This window comes from Collinsella sp. AF16-8 (assembly GCF_003462695.1).
Classification (GTDB): Bacteria; Actinomycetota; Coriobacteriia; order Coriobacteriales; family Coriobacteriaceae; genus Collinsella.
Map to the genome: position 1 here is coordinate 439,040 of NZ_QRXX01000001.1, position 24,778 is coordinate 463,817.

Annotated in this window: 21 protein-coding genes; 7 read left to right on the forward strand and 14 right to left on the reverse strand. The window is 59.6% G+C overall.

The genetic code is table 11. The features are described 5' to 3' along the window. The first annotated feature begins 59 nt into the window (after nucleotides 1-59). On the forward strand, nucleotides 60-1,199 hold the full coding sequence (locus DWW73_RS01965) for a DUF389 domain-containing protein (protein WP_117778601.1): 1,140 nt from the start codon (nucleotides 60-62) through the stop codon (nucleotides 1,197-1,199). Between the two features lie 125 nt (nucleotides 1,200-1,324). Here the strand turns inward: DWW73_RS01965 and DWW73_RS01970 are convergent, their stop codons facing one another. The 12 genes from DWW73_RS01970 to DWW73_RS02020 form a co-directional block, all read right to left on the reverse strand. Next, nucleotides 1,325-1,675, reverse strand: a complete 351-nt coding sequence (locus tag DWW73_RS01970; RefSeq protein WP_117778602.1) for a hypothetical protein — start codon at nucleotides 1,673-1,675, stop codon at nucleotides 1,325-1,327. Between the two features lie 369 nt (nucleotides 1,676-2,044). Beyond that, on the reverse strand, nucleotides 2,045-3,004 hold the full coding sequence (locus tag DWW73_RS01975; RefSeq protein WP_117778603.1) for a 3-hydroxyacyl-CoA dehydrogenase: 960 nt from the start codon (nucleotides 3,002-3,004) through the stop codon (nucleotides 2,045-2,047). Between the two features lie 211 nt (nucleotides 3,005-3,215). Then, nucleotides 3,216-8,006 carry a 2-hydroxyacyl-CoA dehydratase gene (locus tag DWW73_RS01980; RefSeq protein ID WP_117778604.1) on the reverse strand — a complete coding sequence of 1,597 codons (4,791 nt, stop codon included), beginning with the start codon at nucleotides 8,004-8,006 and terminating at the stop codon, nucleotides 3,216-3,218. Between the two features lie 11 nt (nucleotides 8,007-8,017). Further along, on the reverse strand, nucleotides 8,018-8,728 hold the full coding sequence (locus DWW73_RS01985; protein WP_040358972.1) for a TetR/AcrR family transcriptional regulator: 711 nt from the start codon (nucleotides 8,726-8,728) through the stop codon (nucleotides 8,018-8,020). A 249-nt stretch (nucleotides 8,729-8,977) separates the two neighbouring features. Then, a complete protein-coding gene (locus DWW73_RS10350) occupies nucleotides 8,978-9,103 on the reverse strand; it encodes a hypothetical protein (protein ID WP_022094649.1) in 126 nt (41 codons plus the stop codon). 471 nt (nucleotides 9,104-9,574) lie between these two features. Further along, the gene (locus DWW73_RS01990) at nucleotides 9,575-10,432 is read right to left on the reverse strand and encodes an HAD-IIB family hydrolase (protein ID WP_117778644.1); all 858 of its coding nucleotides are present in this window, start codon (nucleotides 10,430-10,432) and stop codon (nucleotides 9,575-9,577) included. 115 nt (nucleotides 10,433-10,547) lie between these two features. After that, nucleotides 10,548-11,810: an MFS transporter gene (locus tag DWW73_RS01995; RefSeq protein WP_117778605.1), complete on the reverse strand. Its 1,263-nt coding sequence runs from the start codon at nucleotides 11,808-11,810 to the stop codon at nucleotides 10,548-10,550. A gap of 101 nt (nucleotides 11,811-11,911) precedes the next feature. Next, on the reverse strand, nucleotides 11,912-12,574 hold the full coding sequence (locus tag DWW73_RS02000) for a TetR/AcrR family transcriptional regulator (RefSeq protein ID WP_158563766.1): 663 nt from the start codon (nucleotides 12,572-12,574) through the stop codon (nucleotides 11,912-11,914). Between the two features lie 74 nt (nucleotides 12,575-12,648). After that, complete coding sequence (locus tag DWW73_RS02005) at nucleotides 12,649-12,987, reverse strand: P-II family nitrogen regulator (protein ID WP_117778607.1); 339 nt, start codon at nucleotides 12,985-12,987, stop codon at nucleotides 12,649-12,651. Between the two features lie 48 nt (nucleotides 12,988-13,035). Further along, complete coding sequence (locus DWW73_RS02010; RefSeq protein WP_089572300.1) at nucleotides 13,036-14,313, reverse strand: ammonium transporter; 1,278 nt, start codon at nucleotides 14,311-14,313, stop codon at nucleotides 13,036-13,038. Nucleotides 14,314-14,511: 198 nt separating this feature from the next. After that, the gene (locus tag DWW73_RS02015; RefSeq protein ID WP_233502699.1) at nucleotides 14,512-15,531 is read right to left on the reverse strand and encodes a putative ABC transporter permease; all 1,020 of its coding nucleotides are present in this window, start codon (nucleotides 15,529-15,531) and stop codon (nucleotides 14,512-14,514) included. A gap of 3 nt (nucleotides 15,532-15,534) precedes the next feature. Then, nucleotides 15,535-16,092, reverse strand: a complete 558-nt coding sequence (locus DWW73_RS02020; protein WP_117584135.1) for an HD domain-containing protein — start codon at nucleotides 16,090-16,092, stop codon at nucleotides 15,535-15,537. 228 nt (nucleotides 16,093-16,320) lie between these two features. On the opposite strand from DWW73_RS02020, the gene DWW73_RS02025 reads away from it, so the two are divergent. From DWW73_RS02025 to DWW73_RS02050, 6 genes are all read left to right on the forward strand, one after another. After that, nucleotides 16,321-18,102, forward strand: coding sequence for a 1-deoxy-D-xylulose-5-phosphate synthase (locus DWW73_RS02025; protein WP_117778608.1), 1,782 nt, complete (start codon nucleotides 16,321-16,323; stop codon nucleotides 18,100-18,102). 457 nt (nucleotides 18,103-18,559) lie between these two features. Next, nucleotides 18,560-19,555 carry a glutamate ABC transporter substrate-binding protein gene (locus DWW73_RS02030; RefSeq protein WP_117778609.1) on the forward strand — a complete coding sequence of 332 codons (996 nt, stop codon included), beginning with the start codon at nucleotides 18,560-18,562 and terminating at the stop codon, nucleotides 19,553-19,555. A gap of 138 nt (nucleotides 19,556-19,693) precedes the next feature. Further along, nucleotides 19,694-20,353, forward strand: a complete 660-nt coding sequence (locus tag DWW73_RS02035; RefSeq protein ID WP_117778610.1) for an amino acid ABC transporter permease — start codon at nucleotides 19,694-19,696, stop codon at nucleotides 20,351-20,353. Beyond that, the gene (locus DWW73_RS02040) at nucleotides 20,350-21,183 is read left to right on the forward strand and encodes an amino acid ABC transporter permease (RefSeq protein WP_117778611.1); all 834 of its coding nucleotides are present in this window, start codon (nucleotides 20,350-20,352) and stop codon (nucleotides 21,181-21,183) included. The genes DWW73_RS02035 and DWW73_RS02040 overlap by 4 nt, the downstream gene beginning before the upstream one ends. 36 nt (nucleotides 21,184-21,219) lie before the next feature. Further along, nucleotides 21,220-21,984: an amino acid ABC transporter ATP-binding protein gene (locus tag DWW73_RS02045; protein WP_117563840.1), complete on the forward strand. Its 765-nt coding sequence runs from the start codon at nucleotides 21,220-21,222 to the stop codon at nucleotides 21,982-21,984. 87 nt (nucleotides 21,985-22,071) lie between these two features. Continuing rightward, complete coding sequence (locus DWW73_RS02050) at nucleotides 22,072-22,881, forward strand: gamma-glutamyl-gamma-aminobutyrate hydrolase family protein (protein WP_117637640.1); 810 nt, start codon at nucleotides 22,072-22,074, stop codon at nucleotides 22,879-22,881. A 113-nt stretch (nucleotides 22,882-22,994) separates the two neighbouring features. On the opposite strand, the gene DWW73_RS02055 is transcribed toward DWW73_RS02050, so the two are convergent. Both DWW73_RS02055 and DWW73_RS02060 read right to left on the reverse strand, forming a co-directional pair. Further along, a complete protein-coding gene (locus DWW73_RS02055; RefSeq protein ID WP_147343541.1) occupies nucleotides 22,995-23,813 on the reverse strand; it encodes a hypothetical protein in 819 nt (272 codons plus the stop codon). Beyond that, nucleotides 23,797-24,621 carry a hypothetical protein gene (locus DWW73_RS02060; protein ID WP_117778613.1) on the reverse strand — a complete coding sequence of 275 codons (825 nt, stop codon included), beginning with the start codon at nucleotides 24,619-24,621 and terminating at the stop codon, nucleotides 23,797-23,799. The genes DWW73_RS02055 and DWW73_RS02060 overlap by 17 nt, the downstream gene beginning before the upstream one ends. Nucleotides 24,622-24,778: the final 157 nt, after the last annotated feature.

The window sequence follows — 24,778 nt, forward strand, 5'->3', positions numbered from 1 at the left end:
GCGGTGTAGAGTAAAGACGACAGACGCAAGAAGCGGCTCAGAAGCTAAACGAGGTAAGCATGGAACTCGACAAACAACAGATCAAGCGGCTGCGCGAGCGTCATCATCGTCGTCACGGTATACGCCCTGCACACAGCGAGGCCATGGAGAATGCCACCCGTTTCCTTAAGCAGGCGTTCAACATACGCGAGGGACGCGCGCCCTATCACGTGATTCGCAAGCGCTTTGTAAACGGGGCGCGCCTGACTGGCTCGCACTTATGCATCCTGATCATTGCCATGTTGATCGCGAGCATCGGCCTCGATATCGACTCGGACATTGCCATCGTGGGCGCCATGCTCATCTGTCCGCTCATGGGCTCGGTCCTTGCCATGGCATACGGCATCGCCACGCTCGACCGCGAGATTGCCGTCGAGGCAATTGCCGGCCTCGCGCTGCAGATGGTCTTTTGTCTAATCACGTCCACGCTGTACTTTAAGCTCTCGCCCCTTGGCACCACCACGGCCGCCATCATCGACAACTCGACACCGACTGTGTGGGACCTTGCCGTCGCGCTCGCGGGCGGCTTTGCGGGCGGACTGGGCAACTCGCGCGACCAGGAACCCGCCACGCTCATCGCCGGCGTGGCCGTGGCGACTGCGCTCATGCCTCCCCTGTGCGCGGCGGGCTACGCCATCGCCATCGCAAACGGGTCGCTCTTCCTCTCGGCGCTCTACGAGTTTGGCATCAACGTGGTCTTTATCGCGCTGGCGGCCGAAGCCGTGCTGCTTCTTTTGCGCGTGCCGCTCAAGCGCGACCTCAACGGCGACGGCATTGTGACCGCCGAGGAAAACGCCGAGGTCGATGAGCTGTCACACAAGGTGCGCCGCCGCATCATCGTGGGCACGGTGATCTTTGCCATCCCCTGCATCGTTATGACCGCGGGATCCATTGGCTCGGCGCAGGCCGGCGTGCAGGACGGCTATGGCGTCACCGAAACCACGCGCGAGCTTGCCGCGGTGCTGCCGGGCTTTAAGGATTACACCGTTGCCGTCGAGACCTCGGCCACCGAAGGCGAGGAGGAGGGCCTTGTCGAGCGCGAGGTTGTCGCCCATGTGACGACAAGCGAGGCGCTTGGGGCACACGACCGCCGTGTAGCCCGCAAGCTCATCGACCTCAATGTGCCCGAGCTCGATCGCGTGGAGTTTGATGTGCAGTAATACGCGACGTGGGATGGATGCGCGCAGCCGCGAGTCACGACATGGCGCAGACGTGACGCGGGCCACGAGCAAATAGCGGGGCGCGGTCCATGGCCGCGCTCCGCTCGCTGATTTATTGCCGTGAATCAGCTGTCCGCATCGACATCGCCAGACTCCACTGTAAACGCCGGACCGGTACTCACCAGATAAAAACGGGTCACCCTGGTATCTCTAAATAGGTAGAGCAAGCCTTGATCGCGTCGGCGCGAAATATACGCCACGTGGACCGTACCGAATTCTTCGCCGTTTTCCTTCTTTAATATCAGGATGTTGGGGTCATCCGTACGCTTAAACTGCCCGTCTGTGCAGATTCCGTCTTGGTCGACCAGCTGCCATCGACAGTTGTCCTCCTCAAGAAAAGCCAGGGTTTCCCGACTTGTTTCGTCATCCCGATAGTAACCGTCAATGGCAAAGCCTTCGGAAGCACATTCCTGCATATAGGATGTTTCTCGACTTATAGCGAACTGCCCTATAGCGCCCAGGAGCACAGCTAGGCAAACCACTGCAAGGGTTATCGAGATAGTACCGCGGCCCATATTAACCAGCCCGATACTTGTTTAACGGAGCACGAAACATACTTGGTACCTCCGATATCATGGCGAATGTCACCTACGGCCTGTCGGCAATCATATGTTTCCAACATCAAACCATATGGCAACCACTCGCGAGAGGAGTATCGGCGAACGGTGCATTTTTGCGTTCTATTGGGCAAACGTCAACGCGCGCTACAGCTCTTGCTCGACCTATTCAGATCTTGTCGCATACTACCGTAGATCCCCAACGCTTCCACCCCCAAGAGATCATTTTTAGTACGTAAAGAAGCCCTCGCCCGAGCTTTCGCCCAGCTTACCTTCGTCGAGCATTTTCTTGAGGACGGAGGCCATGGCCTTAAAGTTGTAGGGCATCATCATCTTTTTGAGCAGCGGGCTCACCAAGCCCGGGACCTTTTGGTACTGCATGACGATGTTGTACGCCGTCTGGATGCCCACGGTGTCGAACACGCGGAACGGCCCCTTGGGAGCGCCGGTGCCGCGCGTCCACGCGAGGTCGATGCTCTTGGGGTCACTCACGCCCGAGACATACAGGTCAAGGCCCGAAAGCAGCCACGGCACCAACATGGAATTGAGCAGGTAGCCGTTCTTTTCCTTGTTGACGGGCAGGGCAAGCATGCGGATGTCGTTGGCAAAGTCGACGAGCTCGTCGAAGTAGCGCTTGTCGGTTTGGTCCTGTGCCATGACCTCGGTCATGTTGTTCTTCCAGATAGAGTTGGCAAAGTGCAGCGACAGGTATTTCTCGGGACGGCCGGTGTACTTGGCAAAGGTGCTCGGCAGCAGCGTGGAGGAATTGGTCACGATGACGGTCTTTTGCGGCAGAACCGGGGCGAGCTTCTTGTAGAAGTCAATCTTTGCCTGGGTGTCCTCGGCCATAGATTCGATGACCAGGTCGGCGTCGGCCACGGCCTTGGCAAGATCGAGCTCCAGCTTGAGTGTGGAGTAGGCACGCTCGACGGCAGCGAGCGCCGCCTCCTTGTCGAAGGGCTGGGCGCCATCGGCGATACCGGCGCACCACTCGCCCGTACCGTCCGCCATGCCCTCGATTGCCGCGATGTACTCCTTGCGCACGTGATCGATCTTGGGCTGGGTGCGGCCGATGCTGCCCTCGCTGCGCAGCCAAATCGTTACATCAAAGCCGCAGTAGGCAGCCTGAAAGGCAATCTGGCTTCCCAACACGCCGCCACCGGCAACGCAAACGGTCTTGTAGCTCATGGAAACAGTCCTCTCTTGCGTAATTCCATAGATGTGTATTTATTCAACCGTAAGGATGACGCGCGCTGGGGGTGGGTTCCATAAACGGACGGTAATTTGCGGCGAACGGCTACACTTGTTCATTAACTCAGGGTTCCATGTCCAGAAAAATCGGGTGGTAGCCGGCACGGCTGCCACCCGTTTGTCTCATATCTAGCCCATAGCAGGCCAACTACTTCTTAATGCCGCGTCCCAGACGCTCGGCGACCAACGCAACGGCTTCCTCGCTGGCCGGTCCGCAGCTCGCGCAGCCGTCGTGGGCACGCATCTGGCCAGTGACCTCGTCCATCGCGAGCGGCGCCACCTTCTCGAGCTTAAAGCCCTTACCGGCGCGCATGTTCTCCTTGGCCACGCTAATCATGAGCTTAATACGGTTGAGCTGGTTGACCTCGGACGCACCAGGATCATAGTCCACCGCAACGATGTTGCTCTCGGGGTGCTGGCGGCGCAGCTCCTTAATCACGGCCTTGCCCACCACGTGATTGGGCAGGCACGCGAAGGGCTGCGTGCAGATGATGTTGGGTGCGCCATGATCGATCAGGTCGAGCATCTCGGCCGTGAGCAGCCAGCCTTCGCCCATGTTGTTGCACACCGAAAGCACCGTACGGGCCTTGTCGGCCATGGTGCCGATGCGCTCGGGCGCCTCAAAGCGGCGGGACTTTTCGAGCATTTCCTCCACCGGCGTGCGCATCCAGTCCACAAGCTTGATGAGCGCTTGCATGCCCGCGCGCGTAGTGGCAGAGCTTCCCAACTCGTCCTTCTGCAGCTCGGCGTTGCTCATGGAGTACAGGAAGAAGTCGAGCAGGCCCGGCACCACAGCCTCGCAGCCCTCGCGCTCGATGACATCGACCACGTGGTTGTTGGCCGTGGGGTGGAACTTGACCAAGATCTCACCGACCACGCCCACGCGCGGCTTAGTACCCTCGCCCACGAGCGGCATGGTGTCGAACGCGCGGATGGCCTCGCGGCACAGCTTGGTGTAGTTGTGGCGGTTGAACTTAGGCGCCAGCTTGCGAGCGCGCGCCATGTACTCCTCGTAGAGTGCGTTCGCCGCACCGGGCGTGGCCTCGTACGGGCGGCAGCGGTAGAGCATCTGCATCATCACGTCGCCAAAGAGCACCGCGTAGACTGCCTGCTTAAGCAGCGCCGGCGTAATCTTAAAGCCGGGGTTGTCCTCGCCGAGTGCCACGGCCGAAAGCGAAATCACCGGAATCTCGGGGTGCCCGCTCTCGCGTAGTGCCTTGCGGATGAGCGCGATGTAGTTGGTGGCGCGGCAGCCGCCGCCGGTCTGGCTGATGACCACGGCGGTCTTGGACAGGTCGTACCGGCCGCTCTCGATGGCTTCCATGATCTGGCCCGTCACCAGAATTGACGGGTAGCAAATGTCATTGTTCACATAGCGCAGGCCGGCCTCGACGGCATCGTGGTCAGTCGAGGGCAGCAGCTCCAAGTTATAGCCGGCACCGCGGAACACCTCTTTGACCAGGTCGAAGTGGATCGGCGCCATCTGCGGGCACAGGATGGTGTAGCCCTCGTCGCGCATCTGCTCGGTAAAGGGCACCTTGGGCCACGCGGTCGAGGCACTCTCACGCTGGGCCTCGAACGTGTACTTGCGGCTCGCGAACGCGGGGGCATCCGTGGAGGGAGCCACCGGCGCGGCATCGCCCTGCTCGTAGGCCTCGCCCGCGGCCGTGGCCTCGGCCAAGCGCTCGGCCTCCTGGTCCTTAAGCGCGGCCATGAGCGAGCGGATGCGAATGCGCGCGGCACCCAGGTTGGATACCTCGTCGATCTTGAGCACGGTGTAGATCTTGCCGCTGGCTTCCAGAATCTCCTGCACCTGATCGGTGGTCAGGGCATCGAGGCCGCAGCCGAAAGAGTTGAGCTGGATCAGGTCCAGATCGTTGCGCATCGTCACAAAACGGGCGACGGCGTACAGGCGGCTGTGGTACATCCACTGGTCGACGACGCGGATGGGGCGCTCGGGCTTCACGAGATGCGCGAGCGAATCCTCGGTAAAGACCGCAAAGCCAAAGCTCGAGATAAGCTCGGGCAGGGCGTGGTTGATCTCGGGGTCGTTATGGTAAGGACGGCCGGCGAGTACGATGCCGTGGCCGCCGTGGTCCTCGACCCACTTAAGAGCCTCCTCGCCCATGGTCTGGATATCCTCGTGGAAGCGCGCATCGGCCTCAAAGGCAGCGTTGACGGCAGCATCAACCTCGGAGCGCGTGATCTTGGGACCACGCACGCGGCCGCGACCAGCCTCGGCATCGGCCACACGGTCGACGGCGAGCACCTGATACAGGCGGCGCTTGAGCTCGGTCTTGTCGTGATAGGGCACAAACGGGTACAGGAACTCGATGTTCTGCTCGCGGATCTCGTCAATATTGAGCGCCAACGCCGTGGGGTAGCTCATGACGATGGGGCAGTTATAGCAGTTGCCAGCCGTCGGATCCTCCTTGCGCTCCCAGCGCACGCACGGCATCCAAATGAAGTCGACATCGCGGTCGATAAGGTTCATCACATGGCCGTGGCTCATCTTTGCCGGGTAGCACACGCTCTCGGACGGCATGGACTCGATGCCCGCCTGGTAGGTCTTTTTGCTCGACTGGTCGGACAGCTGCACGCTAAAGCCCAGGCGCGTAAAGAACGCATGCCAGAAGGGGTAGTTCTCGTACATGTTGAGCGCGCGCGGGATGCCGACGGTGCCGCGCGGGGCCTCGTCGGGGCTCAGTACCTCGCGGTCAAAGAGCAGCTCGTTTTTCTTTTTGAAGAGGTTGGGTGCCTCGGTCTTCTGCTTTTTGTGGCCGGCGCCCTTCTCGCAGCGGTTGCCGGTGATAAAGCGCCTGCCGCCGCCAAAGTCGTTGACGGTAAGCTGGCAGTTGTTAGAGCAACGGCCGCAGCGGACATGCTTTTGCGTCACGGTAAGGTGCGCGATGTCCTCGGCCGAAAGGATGGTCGAGGTGCCGTCGGCGCCGGCGCGATCGCGGGCGAGCAGGGCCGCACCGTAGGCGCCCATGCAGCCGGCGATGTCGGGACGCACGGCATGAACACCGGTGAGCTGCTCAAACGCGCGCAGCGTGGCGTCGGACATAAAGGTGCCGCCCTGGACGATCACCTGGCTGCCAATCTCCTTGGGATCGCGCAGCTTAATGACCTTGAACAGGGCGTTCTTAATGACGGAATAGGACAGGCCAGCGGCGATGTCGCCCACCGTGGCGCCTTCCTTTTGCGCCTGCTTGACGCGCGAGTTCATAAAGACCGTGCAGCGACTGCCCAGGTCGACCGGGGCCTTGGCATGGATGGCGGCGTCGGCGAACGCGCGCACGTCCATGTTCATAGACACGGCGAAACTCTCGATAAAGCTACCGCAACCCGACGAGCAGGCCTCGTTGAGCATGATGTGCTCGATAACGCCGTCCTTGACGCGCAGGCACTTCATGTCCTGGCCGCCAATATCCAGAATGAACTCGACGCCGGGCAGAAACGCCTTGGCGCCGCGCAGGTGCGCAACGGTCTCGATCTCGCCGGAATCGGCTTTGAGGGCCTCGATGAGCAGCGCCTCGCCGTAGCCCGTGGTGGTCACGTGGCCGATGGTGCAGCCGGCGGGGATGTGGCTGTAGAAATCGGCCATGATGACCTTGGCCGTGCCCAGGATGTCGCCGTTGTTGTTGCCGTACCAGGTGTGCAGCAGCTGGCCGTCCTCGCCCACGAGCGCGGCCTTCATGGTGGTGGAGCCGGCGTCGATGCCAATGAACACGCGGCCGGTGTAGCCTTCGAGCTTGCCCTTGGGGACGACTTCCTGGTCGTGGCGGGTTTTGAACTCGGCAAAGTCCTCGTCGGTGGCAAAGAGCGGATCCAGGCGCTCGACCTCGGCACCCTGCGTGTCACCCAGGGCATCGATGGCCTCGATGAGCTGCGGGAACGTGCTGAGCTTGTTGGACTCGTGCGCCATGGCGGCACCGCTCGCCACAAACAGGTGGGCGTTTTGGGGCACGATACGGTGTTCATCGTCCAGGTTGAGCGTGAGGTAGAAGCGGTGGCGCAGCTCGGAGAGATACTGCAGCGGGCCGCCAAGGAAGGCGACGTTGCCGCGGATGGGACGACCGCACGCCAGGCCCGAGATGGTCTGGGTCACGACAGCCTGGAAGATGGAAGCGGCGACGTCCTCGGGGCGGGCACCCTCGTTGAGCAGCGGCTGCACGTCGGTCTTGGCAAAGACGCCGCAGCGGCTGGCAATGGGATAGATGGTGGTGGCGTTGGCCGCGAGCTCGTTGAGGCCGCTGGCGTCGGTGTGCAGTAGGGTTGCCATCTGGTCGATGAACGCGCCCGTGCCGCCGGCGCAGGTGCCGTTCATGCGCTGCTCGATGCCGTTGTCAAAGTAGATGATCTTGGCGTCCTCACCACCCAGCTCGATGGCGACATCGGTGGCCGGGATAAGGGTCTCGACGGCGCGTTTGCTGGCGATGACCTCCTGGACAAACTCCAAGTCGAGCCACTGGGACAGCAGCAGACCGCCCGAGCCGGTGATGGCGCAGGTCATCTGGGCCGTCGGCAGCACAGTCGCGGCGCCCTCGAACAGATCGCGGGCGCAGGCACGGACGTCGGTGTGGTGGCGCTGGTACTTGGCGTAGACGATCTGGTTGTCATCGTTGAGCACGGCAAGCTTGACGGTGGTGGAGCCCACGTCGATGCCCAGGTGCAGGTTGCCGCGGGCGGCCTCGGGGTTGAAGATCGCGCCTTCGGGGGCGTGGGCGGCGGTGGCGGTTACGGACTCGGCAACGTTGGGCGTGGCTGCGTCAGCGGTGAGCGTCTCCCCTGTCGCGTTCTTGGCATCGGCAACTGCCTCGGCAACTTTCTCGGCAGCCGCGGTCGCGGCCTTCTGCGCGGCGTCCACCACGGCGGGCGCGGCCTCGCGTGCGGCAGCGATCATACGATCCTTGATGCCCTCGACGAGTTTGTTCATTGTCTCTCCTCTTAGTTGTTGGACTCGACGGTTGCGGCGGTGTCGGCCGCGTCCTCGAGCTGCAAGTTCAATAGCTTCATGCCGTATTCCGGCACGTTGATATCGATGGGTTGGCCATACAGGTCACCAGGGCGCACAAAAGCGAGCACCGTCATAATGCGCGCCATGGCCTCGGGCGATTCGGTGAGCCCACGCTCAAACCAGCGCTGAATCATGCCGACCTCGGCGCTCACGACGTAGGTGACGTAGTAGTCAAAGAACGTACCCAGCGCCAGGCCCAAAATGCCCGTCTGCGCACGCGGCACCACAGCCTCACGCGCGGTGTCGATGATCCTTTTAATGAAGGCCTGGTCGCCGCCCGGACCCAGCAGCGCACCGATTAAGTCGCGGTTGGCCGCAAGATAGCGCAGCAGTTCAACCGAACCGGGCGCCGGCTCGAGTTCATCGATGTTGTGGTAGAGATCGGGCAGCTGAGCTGCGGTGATGAGCTCAATGCGTTCACGGATCTCGGCCAGCAAGCCGTCCTCGATTTGATTGATGAAGTCGGGGATATCGCGGTAGTGCGAATAGAACGTGCGACGCGTAAGGCCAGCACGCTCGGTGAGCGACGCGACATTAATGCGCGAAAGGTCGCCGCTTTCGGCAAGCTCGCTGGCAAGTGCCTGGCGAAGGGCACGCTGCGAGCGAAGGGACCGGCGATCGCATTTCTCGAGCTGGGACAAGCGTCCTCCTTGTTACTCAGCCTGTGCGCTATTGCACAGTGCGAGTATTATTGCACACCGTGTGTATCAACACGTAAAGGCAATATTTGGGATGTGACGAGGGGGCAGTCCCTTTGTCACAACCCGCCTGGCTTTTGGAGCGGCATTACCGATTGTCCAAAATGTCATTCGTGGGTAGAATAGTGTCGACGGCAGCCCAAGTTGTAGCTGGCTGGGCAGCGCCGTTGTTTGCATTAGGGGGTCAACGCCTTAGCGGCGGCGACCCCTTCTGTTGCGCTTCGAACGCTGCTTGAGTGCCTCGGAAAGGCCGACAAGCGCCGTGAAGAACGAGACCAAAGCGGTCAGAAGTCTCACGAAATCAATCAAATCGGTCATGGGCATCACCTCCCATCAAATGGAGGGCGCTGCCCGGCACATGGAACTGCCGTCAACGACACCGATTCTATCAAAGCGCAGTTAGATATGCGAATGTTTGTTCGCATTTCAGAAGATCGGAGCTCGGGTATGTCGAAGGAACAGTTCCTTTGCCATACCCGAACTTGTCGCCGAACTGCCACCTACATTTTTCGAGTTATTCGGCCACGCTACTGGTTCTGTATAAATGCACCGCCGGGATTATCTGAGGGTTTTTGTCCTTATTTGAGCGTATACATGCCCATTTGCGCACTTACGTCACCGAATCAAACACCATTAGAGGCATGAATGTTCCCGAGAGGGCATCTTTAGCCATTTAACGACCTCCGACAGGCCGAATAACTCGAAATTTGTTGGTGGCGAAAGCGTGACAGTCCTATACGCCAAAAGCCGGTATCTCCCATGTGACAAAGGGACAGTCCCTTTGTCACATTATTCAATGATGGTGCGGGAGCTCTGCTTATGCATGGTGGCGAGCATGTGTTTGGGGACGGCGTGGACCATGCAGCTGCCGATAGTTGCGCTCGCAGCAGCCTTAGCTGCATCGCTAGCGTTTTTGGTCGCATAGCTGTGGCGGAAACGCTTGAGCATGGCGATGTCGTTGCCGCCGTCGCCGTAGACCGCGACCTCGTCCTCGGCAATACCGTAGTAGCCCGCCAGCCAGGCCACACTCTCGCCCTTGTTGCACGCCACGTCCGTGATCTCGAACATCACCGGATCGAACGGCGCGTTGACCACATGGTCCGAGCGTTCGGCAAGATAGGCCTTAAGTTCACGCTCCAGCTCGGGCGAGGTCACGCGACAATTGATCTTGCATACATCGTGGCGCAGGATGTCACCGATCGACTGGTCGAAATACTGCTCCTCGTGATACCCACCGCGCGCACGCATGCCGCGCATCACAATACGCTTGATGGGGCTGTCCTTTTTAAAGCCCGCCTGATGCATCTCGAACGAACCGCTCGAAAACATGCCATCGGGCGTGGAGCAATCAAAGCAAATGTCCGGGAACGCCTTGAGCAGTTCCTCAGTGACCTGCGGGTCGATGGTCCAAGTCTTGAGCACCTCGCCATGGCTGTCGCGCACGATGGATCCATTGGAGCAGCAGGCGTCAAGCGCCAAGCCCGTAAAGCCATGCTCGCCGATCGGCAACGTCGAGCGTCCAGTCGCGGGAACCACGTGCAGGCCAGCCTCAGTCAGCTCGCGAATGGCGCGGCGGATGGTCCCATCCGCCTCGTGCAGGGCGTTCAGCAGCGTTCCGTCTAAGTCACTCGCGAACATCTTGATCATGGACATGCCTCTCCTTCGTCTGCCCGATATTGTAGACGAAGGAGAGGCATGTCCAAACAATGCCGTCCCGGCGCGGCGTACCACCGCCTTCACAAATTCACGGTGCCCCAGCGCGTTAAGACAATCGCCACAAGCGACTTTTCAGCCGATAAAGCAGCGCCGTCGTCAACGTCAGCACCGCCAACATGCCTGCGAATACAATCGCCGGTGTCCATCGATCATATGCAGCCCCGTACGTCAATTGGCCGATAGGTATTGCGCAGGAAAGGACCATGTAAACGACCGAAAGCACTTTTCCGCAGAGCTCAGTCGGCGCTGCCCGCTGAACAAACGCGATGATTTCAACCGACGTAATGCTCGCCCACACCATGACCCATGCCGAACCAACCGCAAACACGGTGAACACGCATACATCTACGCCGAACAGCAGCGTAACAATAATCGGCGCGACTCCAAAACAGATCATCGCAACATATCGGCATATGCCATTGAAAGAAAAACGATGCGGCCAAATGCCGACCAAGCCACTGCCGGCAAGACCACCCAAGCCCATAGCCACCTCAACTATCCCAACGCAGGACGATTGCATGCCGAGATGCTTTGTAACAATAATGGGAGCGCCAATCATTAGCCCAACCAACGCAAGGTTCAAAACTGCCGCAAGCAAAATCACAGCGACCAATAATGCATTTTGCAACAGATACCGAATCGACTCCCGATAATCGTTTCGGCATGTCGTACGAGTCGCGCCGTCTCCCATCGTGTCAGATGAGGCATTTTGCTTGAGCGCGACCCCAAACAAGAGAGCTGAAATCGCAAACGCCACCGATGCGGTTGCGCAAAGAGCATCGATGCCAAAGCACCCATAGACTGCCGTCCCGACCACAGGGCCCAAGATATTGCTCACCATGGTCATCTGCGAAACCAATGCAGTGGCCCGCTCAACCTTCTCTTCACCCGCCATGCGCACTGTCTCAATTTGGAGCATTGGCTTTAGCAGCGATTGAACGCCATATTGAACACAAAGTATCGCTACTACGACGACCGCAAGAGGCAATGAGTGCTTCATGGGGATAGACAGCAGTGATGCAGTCATCAGAGCAATGCCGAGTGCCACGAGGACCTCGCGATGTCTTCCCCTATCCGCCAAGATTCCGCCAGCCGGAGTTGCGAGTACGCCGGGTATGAACGCCGTCGCCACGACGGCGCCATATAACGTTGACGATCCACTGCGATCGAACAAGTAAAGTGGATACGCAAAGCACAGCGCCGACAGCATCGAATACGTGCACAGCTGCGCAACCAGAAGTTCCGCGAGCCTGATTGACCGCACTGTTTTTGATTTCAACGAGACGCCGACGTCTCTCAGCCCAGCCATAAGTCCACCCCCCCATACATACCGCTAGTATGTATTTATCGACTTGAAAAGGGCGGCCGGAGCTGCCCTCACAAATCAATTACATACCGTTAGTATCTATATTACCACCCGGCACGGTCCCATACGTCCCAAATCCGTGCCGTTGTCTGGAGCACTTCCTCACCCAAATCGAGTCCCACCGCGGCGGCCATCTGCGCCAAACATTGAGCGCGAGCGAGCATTCGATCCTTGGGCTCGAGCGTACGAAACAGTGGCAGCAACCAGAGATTCGCCAGCAACGATACGGCCTCCGCCGCTTCGCGCGGGCATTCGCACGCAATGGAGCCGTCGGCGATGCCCTCCTCGATCACTGGCAAGAGACAGCCATCGGCCGACTCGTCAAATGAGCCCTGGTACTGCATCGCCAGTAGGCGCGAGCTTTTTACCGGATCTGCTGCAGGACGCATACGTGCCCATAGCTCAATTTGCGGAACAACGGACTCGGGAGCGTAAAGCCTTTTTAGCTTTTGGGCGCCGGTCATATTACCGACGCCAAGCATCGAGCGGCGGTGCTCAACAATCGGAGTCATCGCCCGATCAAACGCGGCGTTGAAAATCTCTTCTTTACTCTTGAAGTGATGATAAACAGCACCCTTGGTCATGCCATCGAGACGGTCAACGATATCTTGAATGCTCGTCCCCTCATAACCCTGTGCACAGAATAGCTCCTGTGCCGCGTCGAGAATCTTCGCGACCGTCTCCTCGGGATATTTATTGCGACCCATAATCCGTCCATCCGCAACGCAAGCCTTATGCCTCATTGCAGTATTTTAACGTTGCGGATGGCAGACGGTCAGCCCTACACCGCGGCCGGGCCGTGTTCGCCGGTGCGAATGCGGATGACTTCTTCGACCGGCTCGACCCAAATCTTGCCGTCTCCAACGGCACCGGTGCGGGCGGCATTGCAGATGATGTCGACAATTCCGTCAACGTGCTCATCAGCGCAGATGAGGGTGAACTGCACCTTAGGGATCGTGTTGACAAGCAACTCGTTGCCGCGCACGTATTCCTTCCAGCCATGCTGCGCGCCGCAGCCCTGCACCTGGTTGATAGTCATGCCGCGAACATCAGCAGCAAACAGCGCGTCTTTAAGAACCTCGAGCTTCTCAGCACGAACGATTGCCGCGATCTTCTTCATAGTGAATTCCTCTCTTTAAGAGTTGGTCTGACAGAACGTTTGAAACTGTTAGTCCAGACCACTAAACGAAGGATATGCGCTCTCGCCGTGCTGACTCGCATCCAGGCCCAGCGCCTCGTCGGCCTCGTCCACACGCAGGCTGCCGTGGAACAGTGCCTTGACCACCGCGGCGATCACCAAGTCGAGCACCAGCACAATAACGACCGTCACCACAATGCCCAGAACCTGCGAGACAAGCAGCGACACGTCGCCCGTGTAGAACAGGCCGCCCTTACCGGTCCACGAGAGCTCCGGCACGCAGAACAGGCCCGTGAGCACACCGCCCAAGATGCCGCCGATACCGTGGCAACCGAACGCGTCGAGCGCATCGTCGTAGCCAAACTTGGTCTTAAGATGGCTGATGGCCAGGTAACAGACGGGCGAGACGATCAGTCCCATGACCAGCGCTGCCCACGGCTCGACAAAGCCCGCACCCGGCGTGACCACCACAAGGCCCGCAACCAGACCGGTGCTGGCACCCACCAGCGTGGGGCGACCGGTGTGCACGCGCTCGACGGCAAGCCACGAGACCATGCCCGCCGCGCTGGCCGTCACGGTGTTGAGGATGGCGAGCGCCGCCACGGCGTCGGCCTTAAACTCGCTGCCGCCGTTAAAGCCAAACCAGCCAAACCAAAGCAGGCCGGCGCCCAGCGCCACAAACGGCACGTTATGCGGACGGTAGCTCATCATACCAAAGCCGCGACGACGGCCGAGCATTAAGCAGAGAATCAGGCCCGTGAGACCGGACGAAATGTGTACCACGTCGCCGCCGGCAAAGTCGAGCGCGCCGATGATGTCGCCGATAAAGGAACCATCGCCGCCCCAAACCATATGGGCGAGCGGCGCATAGACCACGAGCAGCCAAATGCCCAGGAAGGCCGTCATGGCACCAAACTTAACGCGGCCTGCCAGACTGCCCGTAACGATAGCGGCGGTGATCATGGCAAACGCCATCTGGAAGGCGATGTTGATGATCTGAGGGTAGACGGCACCATCCGCAGCATTGCCCTCGGCCGCCTGCAGCACCTGGTTGAGCACCGGCAGGCACAGCAGCTGGTCAAAGCCGCCAATAAACGGGTTAGAACCGTCGCCACCGTAGGCCAGCGACCAGCCGGCAACAATCCACAGCACACCAACCAGGCCAATGGCGCCAAAGCACATAAGCATGGTGTTGATGACATTTTTGCGCCTGGACAGGCCGCCATAGAAAAACGCCAGACCCGGTGTCATTAAAAACACGAGCATGGTGCAGATGAGCATAAACGTTGTCGATCCCGTATCGTACATTCGCTCCCCCTTGGTCGCATGAACGTTGTCGGCGCTCATGATGCGGCCGAGGGCCAACTGGTGTAGACCAGATACGGCGTTGTTAAACGCTGCGTTGTCGAATGGAAACGGCACCGCAATCTTGGAAACGGCGCGGCAACGGACGCGAAACGAACGGGAAACGTGCGAACGAGAAGGGCGCGCTTGGCTCCGCTCTGGCTAGCGCCGGAACAGCTCGCGGGCTCGGTCGCGGAGGTCGGTAGCTCGAATGACACCCTCGTAACGATTGATGCGCAGACGCGGGAAGGCGTTAAAGAAGCGTAGGTCGCGGCGGCTGAGTGACACGCTCGGTACCGGGCGGCTCATGCGCTTGCCGGCAAGGCGACGACCGAGCGACGGACGCGGCATACTCGGCGCGGCATCGGCCACGCGGCGGGCAGCGAGCGCCAGGCCGCGAGCACCATCCGAGATAAACGTCGGCATCGAAGTCTTCTCGCGCAGGGCATCGAGCGCCGCGTCGCCCAGCTCGGCCAGCCAAGCGTTAACGGCGCGACCGCGGATATGCGTCTGCGCCACCGAGTCAATCGCCGAATCGGGAATACGTTCGAGCATAGAGTCGGAGGCGTCGGCAAGCGACTCATTGATGCGGTCGGCAAGGTCGGCACGCACACGCTCAAGCTGATCGGACAGACGCCGCCAGCTCGCCAACGAGCACACCGCATCGACCATCATCGCGACCGCGACGATAAAGGCGGCCAAGCGCACGATTAGCACCGGCAGATGGCCAAGCAGCCCCAGCAATGCCGGCTCCACTAAACGGCAAATACACAACGCACCCAAGCCAAACGCGCAGGCCCAGTACAGGCAGATGCGTCCGTGCAGGTTAAACGGCAGATGCGAGTAATCCCAAAACCGGGCACCCGTCGTTTTTTCCAACAGCACGCCCACGCTATATTCGATCACGCTGCATACGAGCGCGGCAGCGACAAACTGGCTCGAGGCGTCTGGGATTCCACGCAGCAGCAACCAGCACGCAATGCCGCCCGCACCGTAGATGGGACAACACGGCCCTAGCAAAAAGCCGCTGTTGGCAAAGCGTCCGTGGTTGAGCATGGCGCAGACTGTCGACTCCCATACCCAGCCGCAAAAACCGTAGAAGGCAAACGAGAGTACCAGCGCCGAGAGCGGACAGGCGGCAAGCGTCGCGCCGTCAAATGCCATGTCGATCGCGGTTCCCACCGTCTACCCACTCCTCTTTTCGTTCGATTCTTTGCTCGAGCCGTCACTCGGGCCCTCGTTCAAATCGTTCGCGCCGCCTTTGCGCGGCAGACGGCCGGCAATCGTCTCGCGCAGTGCGCACCATTTATCCGCCAGGCACACAATCCATGCCTCACGACACGTCGGCGGCACCGGTACCAGCGGAAACATATGCCGTACGATAATATTCCGCTCGCGCGGCGTCAGCTCAAAATCTTCCTCCGCACGCGCCAAGGCAAAAAACGGGTGACGAAAGCCATGCAGTCGATGGCTTGGGTCGGGATCGTGCCAGTCATAGAGAAAGTAATCGTGCAGCAGGGCCCCGCGCAGCAGCGATAAGCGGTCGACGGAGATACCGACGCGGCCCAGGCGCTCGGCAAAGGACAGACTTGCCCGCGCTACCGAGGTCACATGCGTATAGACCGTCACATCGCCATGTTGGATAAACTCATGCATCAGGTCCAAGCGGCCCGCCTGGGCAAGCTGACGGGCGGCATCGTCGACCTCGCGCGCGATTTTCTCGGCACGAACGGTATCGGACATGCGGCCTCCTTCCGGCGGCGCTCGGCGGCAAGCCGCGGCCTGCGCGCAATGAATAAAATCATCATCGAATTTACCAGTATGGCATCGGACAAAACGTTTTGCCCCACCAGTTGGCGAATTACCGCGCCGCCGTCACATATCAAACGCCAAAATGTGCGAGACTGTCTTGTGCAATTGTGCCGGCCGAGGGAGTGCCGGCGCACGATTCGCATGGAGTAACCCACAACGATGCTGCTTACGCAAACGACAACGCCCGAGGACGTCAAGGCTCTCGATCGCGCCGAGCTTCCGCTGCTCTGCGGCGAGATCCGCCACGCCATCCTCGAAAGCTCCGCCGCCGTCGGCGGGCACGTTGCCCCCAACCTGGGCGTCGTTGAGCTTACGGTTGCGCTCCATCGCGTGTTTAACTCCCCCATCGACAAGATTGTCTTTGATGTTTCGCACCAGACCTACGCCCACAAGGCGCTGACTGGGCGCGCGTACACTTATATCGACCCGGCACGCTACGGCGAGGCCTCTGGTTTTGCCAATCCTGACGAGTCCGAGCACGACCTGTTCGCCATGGGCCACACCTCCACGTCGGTGAGCCTGGGCTGCGGCTTGGCGCACGCTCGTGACCTGGCGGGCGATGCGTACAACGTCATCACCATCATTGGCGACGGTTCGCTTTCGGGCGGTCTGGCGTTTGAGGGCTTTAACAATGCCGCCGAGCTCGACAGCAACCTGATCATCATCGTCAACGATAACGACCAGTCCATCGCCGAAAACCACGGTGGCCTGTATCGCAATCTGGCCGAGCTACGCGCCAGCAACGGCACCTGTGAGCGCAACGTTTTCCGCGCGATGGGGCTCGACTACTGCTATCTGGACACCGGCAACGATGTGTTGGCCCTGGTCGACACGCTGCAGGAGCTGCGCGATATCGATCATCCCATCGTGCTGCACGTCTCCACCGCAAAGGGCAAGGGCTTTGAGCCAGCCCAGAGCGACCCCGAGCGCTGGCATCATGTGGGTCCGTTTGACATGGCGACTGGGCGCAAGCTCTGCCCGGGCCATCCGAGCGAGCCTGCGCCGCGCACCTATGCCGACATTACGGGCGAGGCGCTCAGCGCCGTCATCGAGCACGATCCGCAGGTCGTGGGCATCACGGCCGCCACGCCCTACATCATGGGCTTTACACCCGAGCTTCGCGCCGCCGCCGGCAAACAGTTCGTCGATGTGGGCATTGCCGAGGAGCACGCCGTGACCTTTGCCACCGCGCTTGCGCGCTCGGGTGCCAAGCCAGTCTTTGGTGTGTACGGCACGTTTTTGCAGCGCGCCTACGACGAGCTGTGGCACGACCTGTGCCTCAACGATGTCCCCGCAACCATCCTGGTGTTTGGCGCGTCGATCTTTGGCACCACATCCGAGACGCACCTTTCGTTCTTTGATATTTCCATGCTGGGCGGTCTTCCCAACATGCGCTACTTGGCGCCGGCCTGCATGGAGGAATATCTGTCCATGCTGAGCTGGTCGCTCGACCACCGCGAGCATCCTGTGGCGATCCGTGTGCCGGGCATTGGCCTGGTAAGCCGCCCCGATCTGGCGCCTGCCGAGGGCGACGATTACGGCGTCGCTCGCTACAACGTCGTGCGCCAGGGCCGCGACGTTGCCGTGCTCGCGCTTGGCGATTTCTTTGAGCTGGGCGAGCGCGTGGCAAACCGTCTGACTGCCGAGTACGGCATCGAGGCCACGCTCGTCAACCCGCGCTTCGCAACCGAACTCGACCGCGAGTTCCTCGACAGCCTTGCCGCCGAGCATCGCGTTGTCGTCACCCTCGAGGACGGCGTCTTGGACGGCGGTTGGGGCGAGCGTGTGGCGTGTTACCTGGCCTGCACGCCCGTGCGCACGCGCACCTTCGGCATCGCCAAGGGCTTCCCCGACCGCTACGACCCCAACGAGCTGCTCGCTCAGAACGGCATGACGGTCGAGACCATGGCCGCCGAAGCCGTGAGACTACTCAACGAGTAAGAAAGCCTCCGCAAGGGAAGCATCCCTGCGGAGGTTTTTATTTTCGCGGCGCGATTATCTCAATCTGTAACATCTAGGGCCCGAATTCCCGTCTAACTGTTACAGATCTAGATAAGACGTCTTAGTCCCAAACCTTTATCTCAATCTGTAACAGAAAGGGAGCTTTTGTCCGTCTAACTGTTACAGATCGAGACATTCGAATCCCCCTGAAGAGAAAATCTCAATCTGTAACAGTTACTCGGCAAAAATGGCTGCAGATGTTACAGATCGAGACAAAACAGCAAGGCATGCCGCTGCATCGGCCAGAACCACCACAAAGGTGCCTGTCCCTTTTTGGTAGGTACAATAACCCATAAGGTAAGTATGTTTCTGAGTTATTTCGTGTTGACCCATTTGAGCGCGATAGGGTATAACTCTACTCAACCGCTAGGGATTTTATTGAGAAAGGTGTTCTACCATGAGCAAGAACCTCTCCCAGCAGGTCGTTCTCGACCGCCGCGGCTTCGTTGCCGCCACCTTCGCAACCGTCGCCGGCCTTGGTCTTGCCGGCTGCTCCGACACCAGCGCCGAGGCCGACAAGGGTTCCGCCGCCGGCTCCTCCAAGAGCTCCGAGGATACCGAGGCTTCCACCACGCTCGACGCCAAGGCATTCGACAAGCTCGTCGACAACGGCCCCAAGGCCGATGACGACGCCATCGCCGCCAGCACCTGGGCCACGGCCGTCAAGGACGCCGGTGTCTTTAAGATCGGAGGCGTTCAGACCTCCACGCTCTTCTCCCTCCTCAACGAGAAGGACGGTCAGACCCGCGGCTTCGACGCCGGTATCGCACAGCTCCTGTCCAACTACATTCTGGGCGAGAACAAGGTCGAGATCACCCAGGTGACCTCGGACACGCGTGAGTCCGTCCTGCAGAACGGCCAGGTCGACGCCGTCTTTGCCACCTACACCATCACTGACGAGCGCAAGAAGCTCGTCTCCTTTGCCGGTCCCTACTACTACACCCAGCAGGCTATCCTGGTGCTCGCCGACAACGACGACATCAAGAGCGTCGACGACCTGGCCGACAAGAACGTCGCCGTCCAGTCCGGCTCCAACGGCCCCGCCATCTTGGAGGAGTTCGCTCCCAAGGCCAGCCAGCAGGAGTTCAAGACCGACGAGGAGGCCCGCCAGGCACTCCAGCAGGGCCGCGTTGACGCCTACGTCATCGATAACAACATGCAGCAGAGCGCCCTGGTCCGCGAACCCGGTAAGTACAAGATCGCCGGCAAGCCCTTCGGCAGCAAAGAGCCCTACGGCATCGGCCTGCCGCTCGATTCCGACGGCGTCGCCTTTGTCAACGACTTCCTTAAGAAGATCGAGGACGACGGCACCTGGACCGAGCTGTGGCAGATCTGCATCGGCGACCGTACGGGCGACACCAATGTTCCCGAGCTGCCCGAGATCGGCGCCTAGGCAGCGAACCTAGTAACGGCCGCTACGAAACCATATGGAAACGCGCGATGCGCTTTATTGCGCTAAACTGTTTCCTCACTGAGTTGTCGGGGCTTCCGTACACACGGGAGCCCCTTTCCTTACCGGCGGGAGGTCCGCATGAGTCTCTCCGAGCTCTGGTCGCTCTATGGCCAGAACTATATCGACGCGTTGCTAGCAACCTGGGGTATGACGCTCGAGTCGTTTGCCATCGCCATGGTACTGGCTGTCGCTGTCACCGTGATGCGCGTGTCGCCGCTCAAGCCGCTGCGCGTCTTTGGCGACCTGTATGTCCAGGTCTTCCGTAACATCCCCGGCATCGCGCTACTCATCATCGTCGTCTATGCGCTGCCGTCGCTCAAGGTCGTCCTGCCCTACCGCACCTGCGTCATCGTCGCCACAGTGCTCTTGGGTTCTGCCTTTGGCTCCGAGAACTTTATGAGCGGCATCAACACCGTCGGTGTCGGTCAGGTGGAAGCCGCCCGCTCGCTGGGCATGAGCTTCAGCCGTATCCTCGCCAAGATCGTGATTCCGCAGGCGCTGCGCTCGAGCGTGCTGCCCATGACCAACCTCTTTATCGCCGTCATGCTCACCACCGCGCTCGGCAGTCAGGTACCGCTTAACCCGCAGGAGCTCACCGGCGTGGTGAGCTACATCAACACGCGCTCGCTCGGCGGCGTCGCCGCGTTCTTTATCTCGGCGCTCGGCTACCTGGGCACGGCCTTTGTGGTGAGCCACATTGGCAACTACATCGATAAGAAGGTGAGGATCCTCCGATGAGCAAGCACTCCACCTCCGCGCTCACCATGCGCGATGCGCTCTACGAGGCTCCCGGCCCCAAGATGCGCGCCAAGATTCGCGTCGGCACCGCCATCTCACTTGTTGCCGTGGCCGCGCTCATCGCTCTGGTACTGCAGCGCTTTTATGTGACCGGCCAGCTTTCGGTCCATTACTGGTACTTCTTTACGCACCTCACCACCTGGAAGTTCCTGCTTGCCGGTTTTGAGGGCACGGTAAAGGTCGCGCTCACCGCCGGCGCCATCGCGCTGGTACTGGGCTTAGCCCTCATGCTCGGCCGTACCAGCGACATCAAGCCGCTGCAGCTGATCTGCCGCGTGCTCACCGATTTCTTCCGTGGCGTGCCGAGCCTGCTGTTCATCTACTTCTTCTTTTTGGTGCTGCCTCAGTACAAGATTTCACTGCCGTCGTTTTGGATGCTCACGCTTCCCGTCGCGCTCGCTGCAGCCGGCGTACTTGCCGAGATCTTCCGCGCCGGCGTCAACGCCGTGCCGCGTGGTCAGGTCGAGGCAGCCCAGGCGCTCGGTCTCTCCAAGGCCAAAATCACCTTTAAAATCGTATTGCCCCAGGCGATTCGGTTTATCATTCCGTCGTTGATTTCGCAGCTCGTGGTCGTAGTCAAAGACACCACCGTCGCCTACGTGGTGAGCTACCCCGACCTCATGCAAAATGCCCGCGTGCTCATCACCAACTACGACGCGCTCGTATCAGTCTATCTGGTGATCGCGGTCATCTACATCCTCATCAACGTCGCGATCAACAAGGCCGCTGTCTACGTTTCGCACAAGACCGGCGCGACCATCATCCGCTAACGCTTTACCATTTCGAGTCATAAGGAGCCGAGCACCATGGCACAGAGCACCTCATCCACCGGCAATCAGCCGTTGATCGAGCTCAGGCACGTCGATAAGCACTACGGCGATCTGCACGTCCTCAACGACATCAATCTCTCGGTCGACCGCGGCGAAGTCGTCGTTGTGATTGGCCCCTCGGGCTCGGGCAAGTCGACCATGTGCCGCACCATCAACCGCTTGGAGACCGTCGACTCGGGCGAGATTCTCATCGAGGGCGAGCCCCTGCCGCAGGAAGGCAAGGATCTTGCCCGCATGCGCGCCGAGCTGGGCATGGTGTTTCAGCAGTTCAACCTATTCGCACATATGACGGTGCTGCAGAACGTCATGCTGGGACCGGTCGACGTGCTGGGCGTCTCCAAGGACGAGGCCCGCGAGCGCGCCATGGACCTGCTGAGCCGCGTAGGCGTTGCCGAGCAGGCCGATAAGGTGCCCGCACAGCTCTCGGGCGGCCAGCAGCAGCGCGTGGCCATCGCCCGTTCTCTTGCCATGCAGCCCAAGGCCATGCTCTTCGATGAGCCCACGAGTGCCCTTGACCCCGAGATGATTAACGAGGTGCTCGAGGTCATGGTGCGCTTGGCGCAGCAGGGCATGACGATGATCGTGATTACGCACGAGATGAACTTTGCCCGCCGCGTGGCCGACCGTGTCGTGTTTATGGCCGATGGCCAGATTGTGGAAACCGGCACGCCCGACGGGTTCTTCGACCACCCCCAGACCAAGCGCGCCCAGGACTTCCTCAACTCCATTAAGGGCCACTAGCCAGCCACCCCGTGGGACAAATCCATTGAAAGTGTTGTCCTACGTCTCTCATGCGCCCTGTCACCTTTAGATTCGAAAGCAACACCTATGATCGGAACTCGCACTTCATCGTCATACACCCCGCACGTCAACGTCGACCCCGCCGACCGTCCGCTCATCCTGGTGGCGCCGCGCTGGGAAGAGGCAAAGCCGTTTTTAAGCGAGACACTCTCCCCCAACGAGGAAATCGCAAGTGTCTTTGTCGATGCCATTCTTGCTGCCGGCGGCCTGCCGCTGCAGATGTCCATCACCGAGGACATTGAGGTCATCCGTCATTACGTCGACATCGCCGACGGCATCGCCATTCCCGGCGGCCCCGATGTCAATCCCAAACGTTGGGGCGATGATCGACCCTACGACCCCACCCTCTGCTGCGAAATCCGCGATAGTTTTGAGTTTAAGCTGGTCGACGAGGTACTCCGCGCCAAAAAGCCGCTCTTTACCACCTGCCGCGGCACGCAGCTGCTCAACGTCGCCACCGGCGGCACCCTGTGCATGGACGTGCCGAGCCTGGGCGCGCGCGAGGGCCGCACGCAGTGGCGCCATACCCACGTGCTCAACGACCCTGTGCATCCTGTCGAGGTCGTGCCGGGCTCGCTGCTGGAGCGCGCGGTTGGCGGGCACAGGCTGATCCAGACCAACTCCGCACACCACTGCTGCGTCGATCGTCTGGGTAAAAGCACGCGCTTGGTCGCCAAGGCAACCGACGGCGTGCCCGAGTGCATCGAAGTCGAAGGCCAGCCGTTCTGCCTGGGCGTGCAATGGCACCCTGAGTACACGTGGAAGACGCTCGAGACCGACTTTGACCTGTGGAAGTCGTTTGTCGAGGCAGCGGCCAAGGTTAAGCGGGCTCGCTAGCTCGCGAATCACACAGGCTTAAACCTTCCATGCCAGGGGGGGGGCGGACACCAGCCACGGTGCCCGCCCCCCCTGTATTTGATACGCTCGGTATGTTTATCCCTCACAAACAATCAAAGAAATCTCGACCACAATCGGTCGACCGTAAAGCAGATGGCAAAAACGCTTGCTACGTTTATTAGGCAGTCAATTAAAATCGAAACGCATTGACCGTCCCCCAACGGGGTCACGCCGCAAATCCACATGAGCATCGAGGCTGGAAGCGGAAGCATGGAATTGGCCCCGATCTGTATGTAGATCGCTACGACGTTGACAAGCAACAGCATGCCAATCGGACCGAAGCCGGACCCAAAATAGGAAACAACGATTACGCAAGAAACCACGTATGCAAGGCAGGCGGCGGCAGCAAGAACAAGTCGATAGCAAAATACATGCAGGTTGAAATACTGCTGAGCATCCAAAACGATCGCGCAGTTAAGACAGTACAAAACGACACTCGTCAGGATAAACGCGCCCAAAAGGGCGAAAGAAGACAGCATCGCTCGCGCAACGATAGCGCACACACGCTTCCCTCCCCGAGCCTCCGACAACCCCCACGGTTCCTCGACAAAGCCCGAACTGACAAAGCGCGGCGCAATGCAAGCCGCGATGAACGGAAAGAACAATGCATGAGCCAACGGGGCTACGTTGAACAGCAGACCACGAAAAACCTCTGCATTACCAAATAGAAGGACATCCTCCGCCGATAGCGGAAGCGTCGGGTCTGGGAAAAAGCCCAAGAAACTGTTCTCACGGAGGCTACAGAACCACATCGGGAAAGAATTAAGCTGCAATACCACCATGCACGCATAAATTACCAGGATTAAGGCGTACGTCCATTTGATCACACGCTTCCATTCTGAATGGAGGAATCTTTTAATCTGATGAGCCATTGGGCACACCCCCAGCATGAAAGCTCACGAGAGCGTATACCAAAACCGATAGACAGCTGGCCGCCACGCCATATCCCAGAAGCGTCAGCTGGCCCATATCGCTATACCCAAGGGCGCATCCGACTCCAAGATACGGCCCAGGAAGGAAGAAGATCCATCGCAAGGATGGTATAGGTGCCTGAAGGAAGGCTCCGTAGAGCGTCAAGCTCATGACAAATCCGATTATTACCACAGCCCCGCTCAATACGGCGCTGCCCGTTATCCGATAGATGGTCACCGTCTCCAGCGCAACCGATATCACCAATACGGCGTTGACTATCATTGCAGGCAAAAATACAGTTAGTATGTTGTGCGAGTAGTTATGCCCTCCACGTATTATGGCTATTGCAAAAAGAAGAAGGCAAAGCGCGCCATACGCTGCGCCAATTATTAAAGCAGACGAAAATGCATGGGCTAGAGCCCCATAAAAGCGGTTGAGACCTCTTGCCGAAGAAATTCGGTGCCCCTCTTTATAGCCATGCTCCTGTAAAAGCACCAAACAAACGATGAGTGGAACGAACAGGGATGTACCGGCAAAAGCACTGCGCACTAGGGACTCATCAGGCGCAGAAGAGTCGATTACATTCCAAAAGAATCCAATATCCTCCCCAAAAACGCTATTGCCAAAGGCGAGCAACGTTGTTCCGCCTTTTAGAAAGACACCGAAGAGAAGGCCGAACGCCAGCATAAGCGCAAGACCAAACTTCGCTGGAAACATCCCGTGCAAACGCATCATATCTGCCTTTATGGAATGGATCGCCCGCTTCATAGCGAGACCGCCTTCATCAAGCGCCTGTAATACTCTTTTAGGGACGACGCCTCATCCCTTATGACGTCCATCGATTCCTTTTTTAGCAGTTCGCCGTCATGAATAAACACGCAACTTGTTGCAACCGATGCCAACTCATCCAAATCATGGCTAGAGA

Bases quoted from the DNA above. Each gene is read 5' to 3' on its own strand.
- DWW73_RS01995 (WP_117778605.1), bottom strand. From the start codon at position 11,810: ATGGCTGGGCTGAGAGACGTCGGCGTCTCGTTGAAATCAAAAACAGTG.
- DWW73_RS02000 (WP_158563766.1), bottom strand. From the start codon at position 12,574: ATGGGTCGCAATAAATATCCCGAGGAGACGGTCGCGAAGATTCTCGAC.
- DWW73_RS02035 (WP_117778610.1), top strand. From the start codon at position 19,694: ATGAGTCTCTCCGAGCTCTGGTCGCTCTATGGCCAGAACTATATCGAC.
- DWW73_RS02010 (WP_089572300.1), bottom strand. From the start codon at position 14,313: ATGTACGATACGGGATCGACAACGTTTATGCTCATCTGCACCATGCTC.
- DWW73_RS02030 (WP_117778609.1), top strand. From the start codon at position 18,560: ATGAGCAAGAACCTCTCCCAGCAGGTCGTTCTCGACCGCCGCGGCTTC.
- DWW73_RS02060 (WP_117778613.1), bottom strand. From the start codon at position 24,621: ATGAAGCGGGCGATCCATTCCATAAAGGCAGATATGATGCGTTTGCAC.
- DWW73_RS02050 (WP_117637640.1), top strand. From the start codon at position 22,072: ATGATCGGAACTCGCACTTCATCGTCATACACCCCGCACGTCAACGTC.
- DWW73_RS02020 (WP_117584135.1), bottom strand. From the start codon at position 16,092: ATGTCCGATACCGTTCGTGCCGAGAAAATCGCGCGCGAGGTCGACGAT.
- DWW73_RS01975 (WP_117778603.1), bottom strand. From the start codon at position 3,004: ATGAGCTACAAGACCGTTTGCGTTGCCGGTGGCGGCGTGTTGGGAAGC.
- DWW73_RS02045 (WP_117563840.1), top strand. From the start codon at position 21,220: ATGGCACAGAGCACCTCATCCACCGGCAATCAGCCGTTGATCGAGCTC.
- DWW73_RS02005 (WP_117778607.1), bottom strand. From the start codon at position 12,987: ATGAAGAAGATCGCGGCAATCGTTCGTGCTGAGAAGCTCGAGGTTCTT.
- DWW73_RS01965 (WP_117778601.1), top strand. From the start codon at position 60: ATGGAACTCGACAAACAACAGATCAAGCGGCTGCGCGAGCGTCATCAT.
- DWW73_RS01990 (WP_117778644.1), bottom strand. From the start codon at position 10,432: ATGATCAAGATGTTCGCGAGTGACTTAGACGGAACGCTGCTGAACGCC.
- DWW73_RS02040 (WP_117778611.1), top strand. From the start codon at position 20,350: ATGAGCAAGCACTCCACCTCCGCGCTCACCATGCGCGATGCGCTCTAC.
- DWW73_RS02025 (WP_117778608.1), top strand. From the start codon at position 16,321: ATGCTGCTTACGCAAACGACAACGCCCGAGGACGTCAAGGCTCTCGAT.
- DWW73_RS02055 (WP_147343541.1), bottom strand. From the start codon at position 23,813: ATGGCTCATCAGATTAAAAGATTCCTCCATTCAGAATGGAAGCGTGTG.
- DWW73_RS10350 (WP_022094649.1), bottom strand. From the start codon at position 9,103: ATGACCGATTTGATTGATTTCGTGAGACTTCTGACCGCTTTGGTCTCG.
- DWW73_RS01980 (WP_117778604.1), bottom strand. From the start codon at position 8,006: ATGAACAAACTCGTCGAGGGCATCAAGGATCGTATGATCGCTGCCGCA.
- DWW73_RS01970 (WP_117778602.1), bottom strand. From the start codon at position 1,675: ATGCAGGAATGTGCTTCCGAAGGCTTTGCCATTGACGGTTACTATCGG.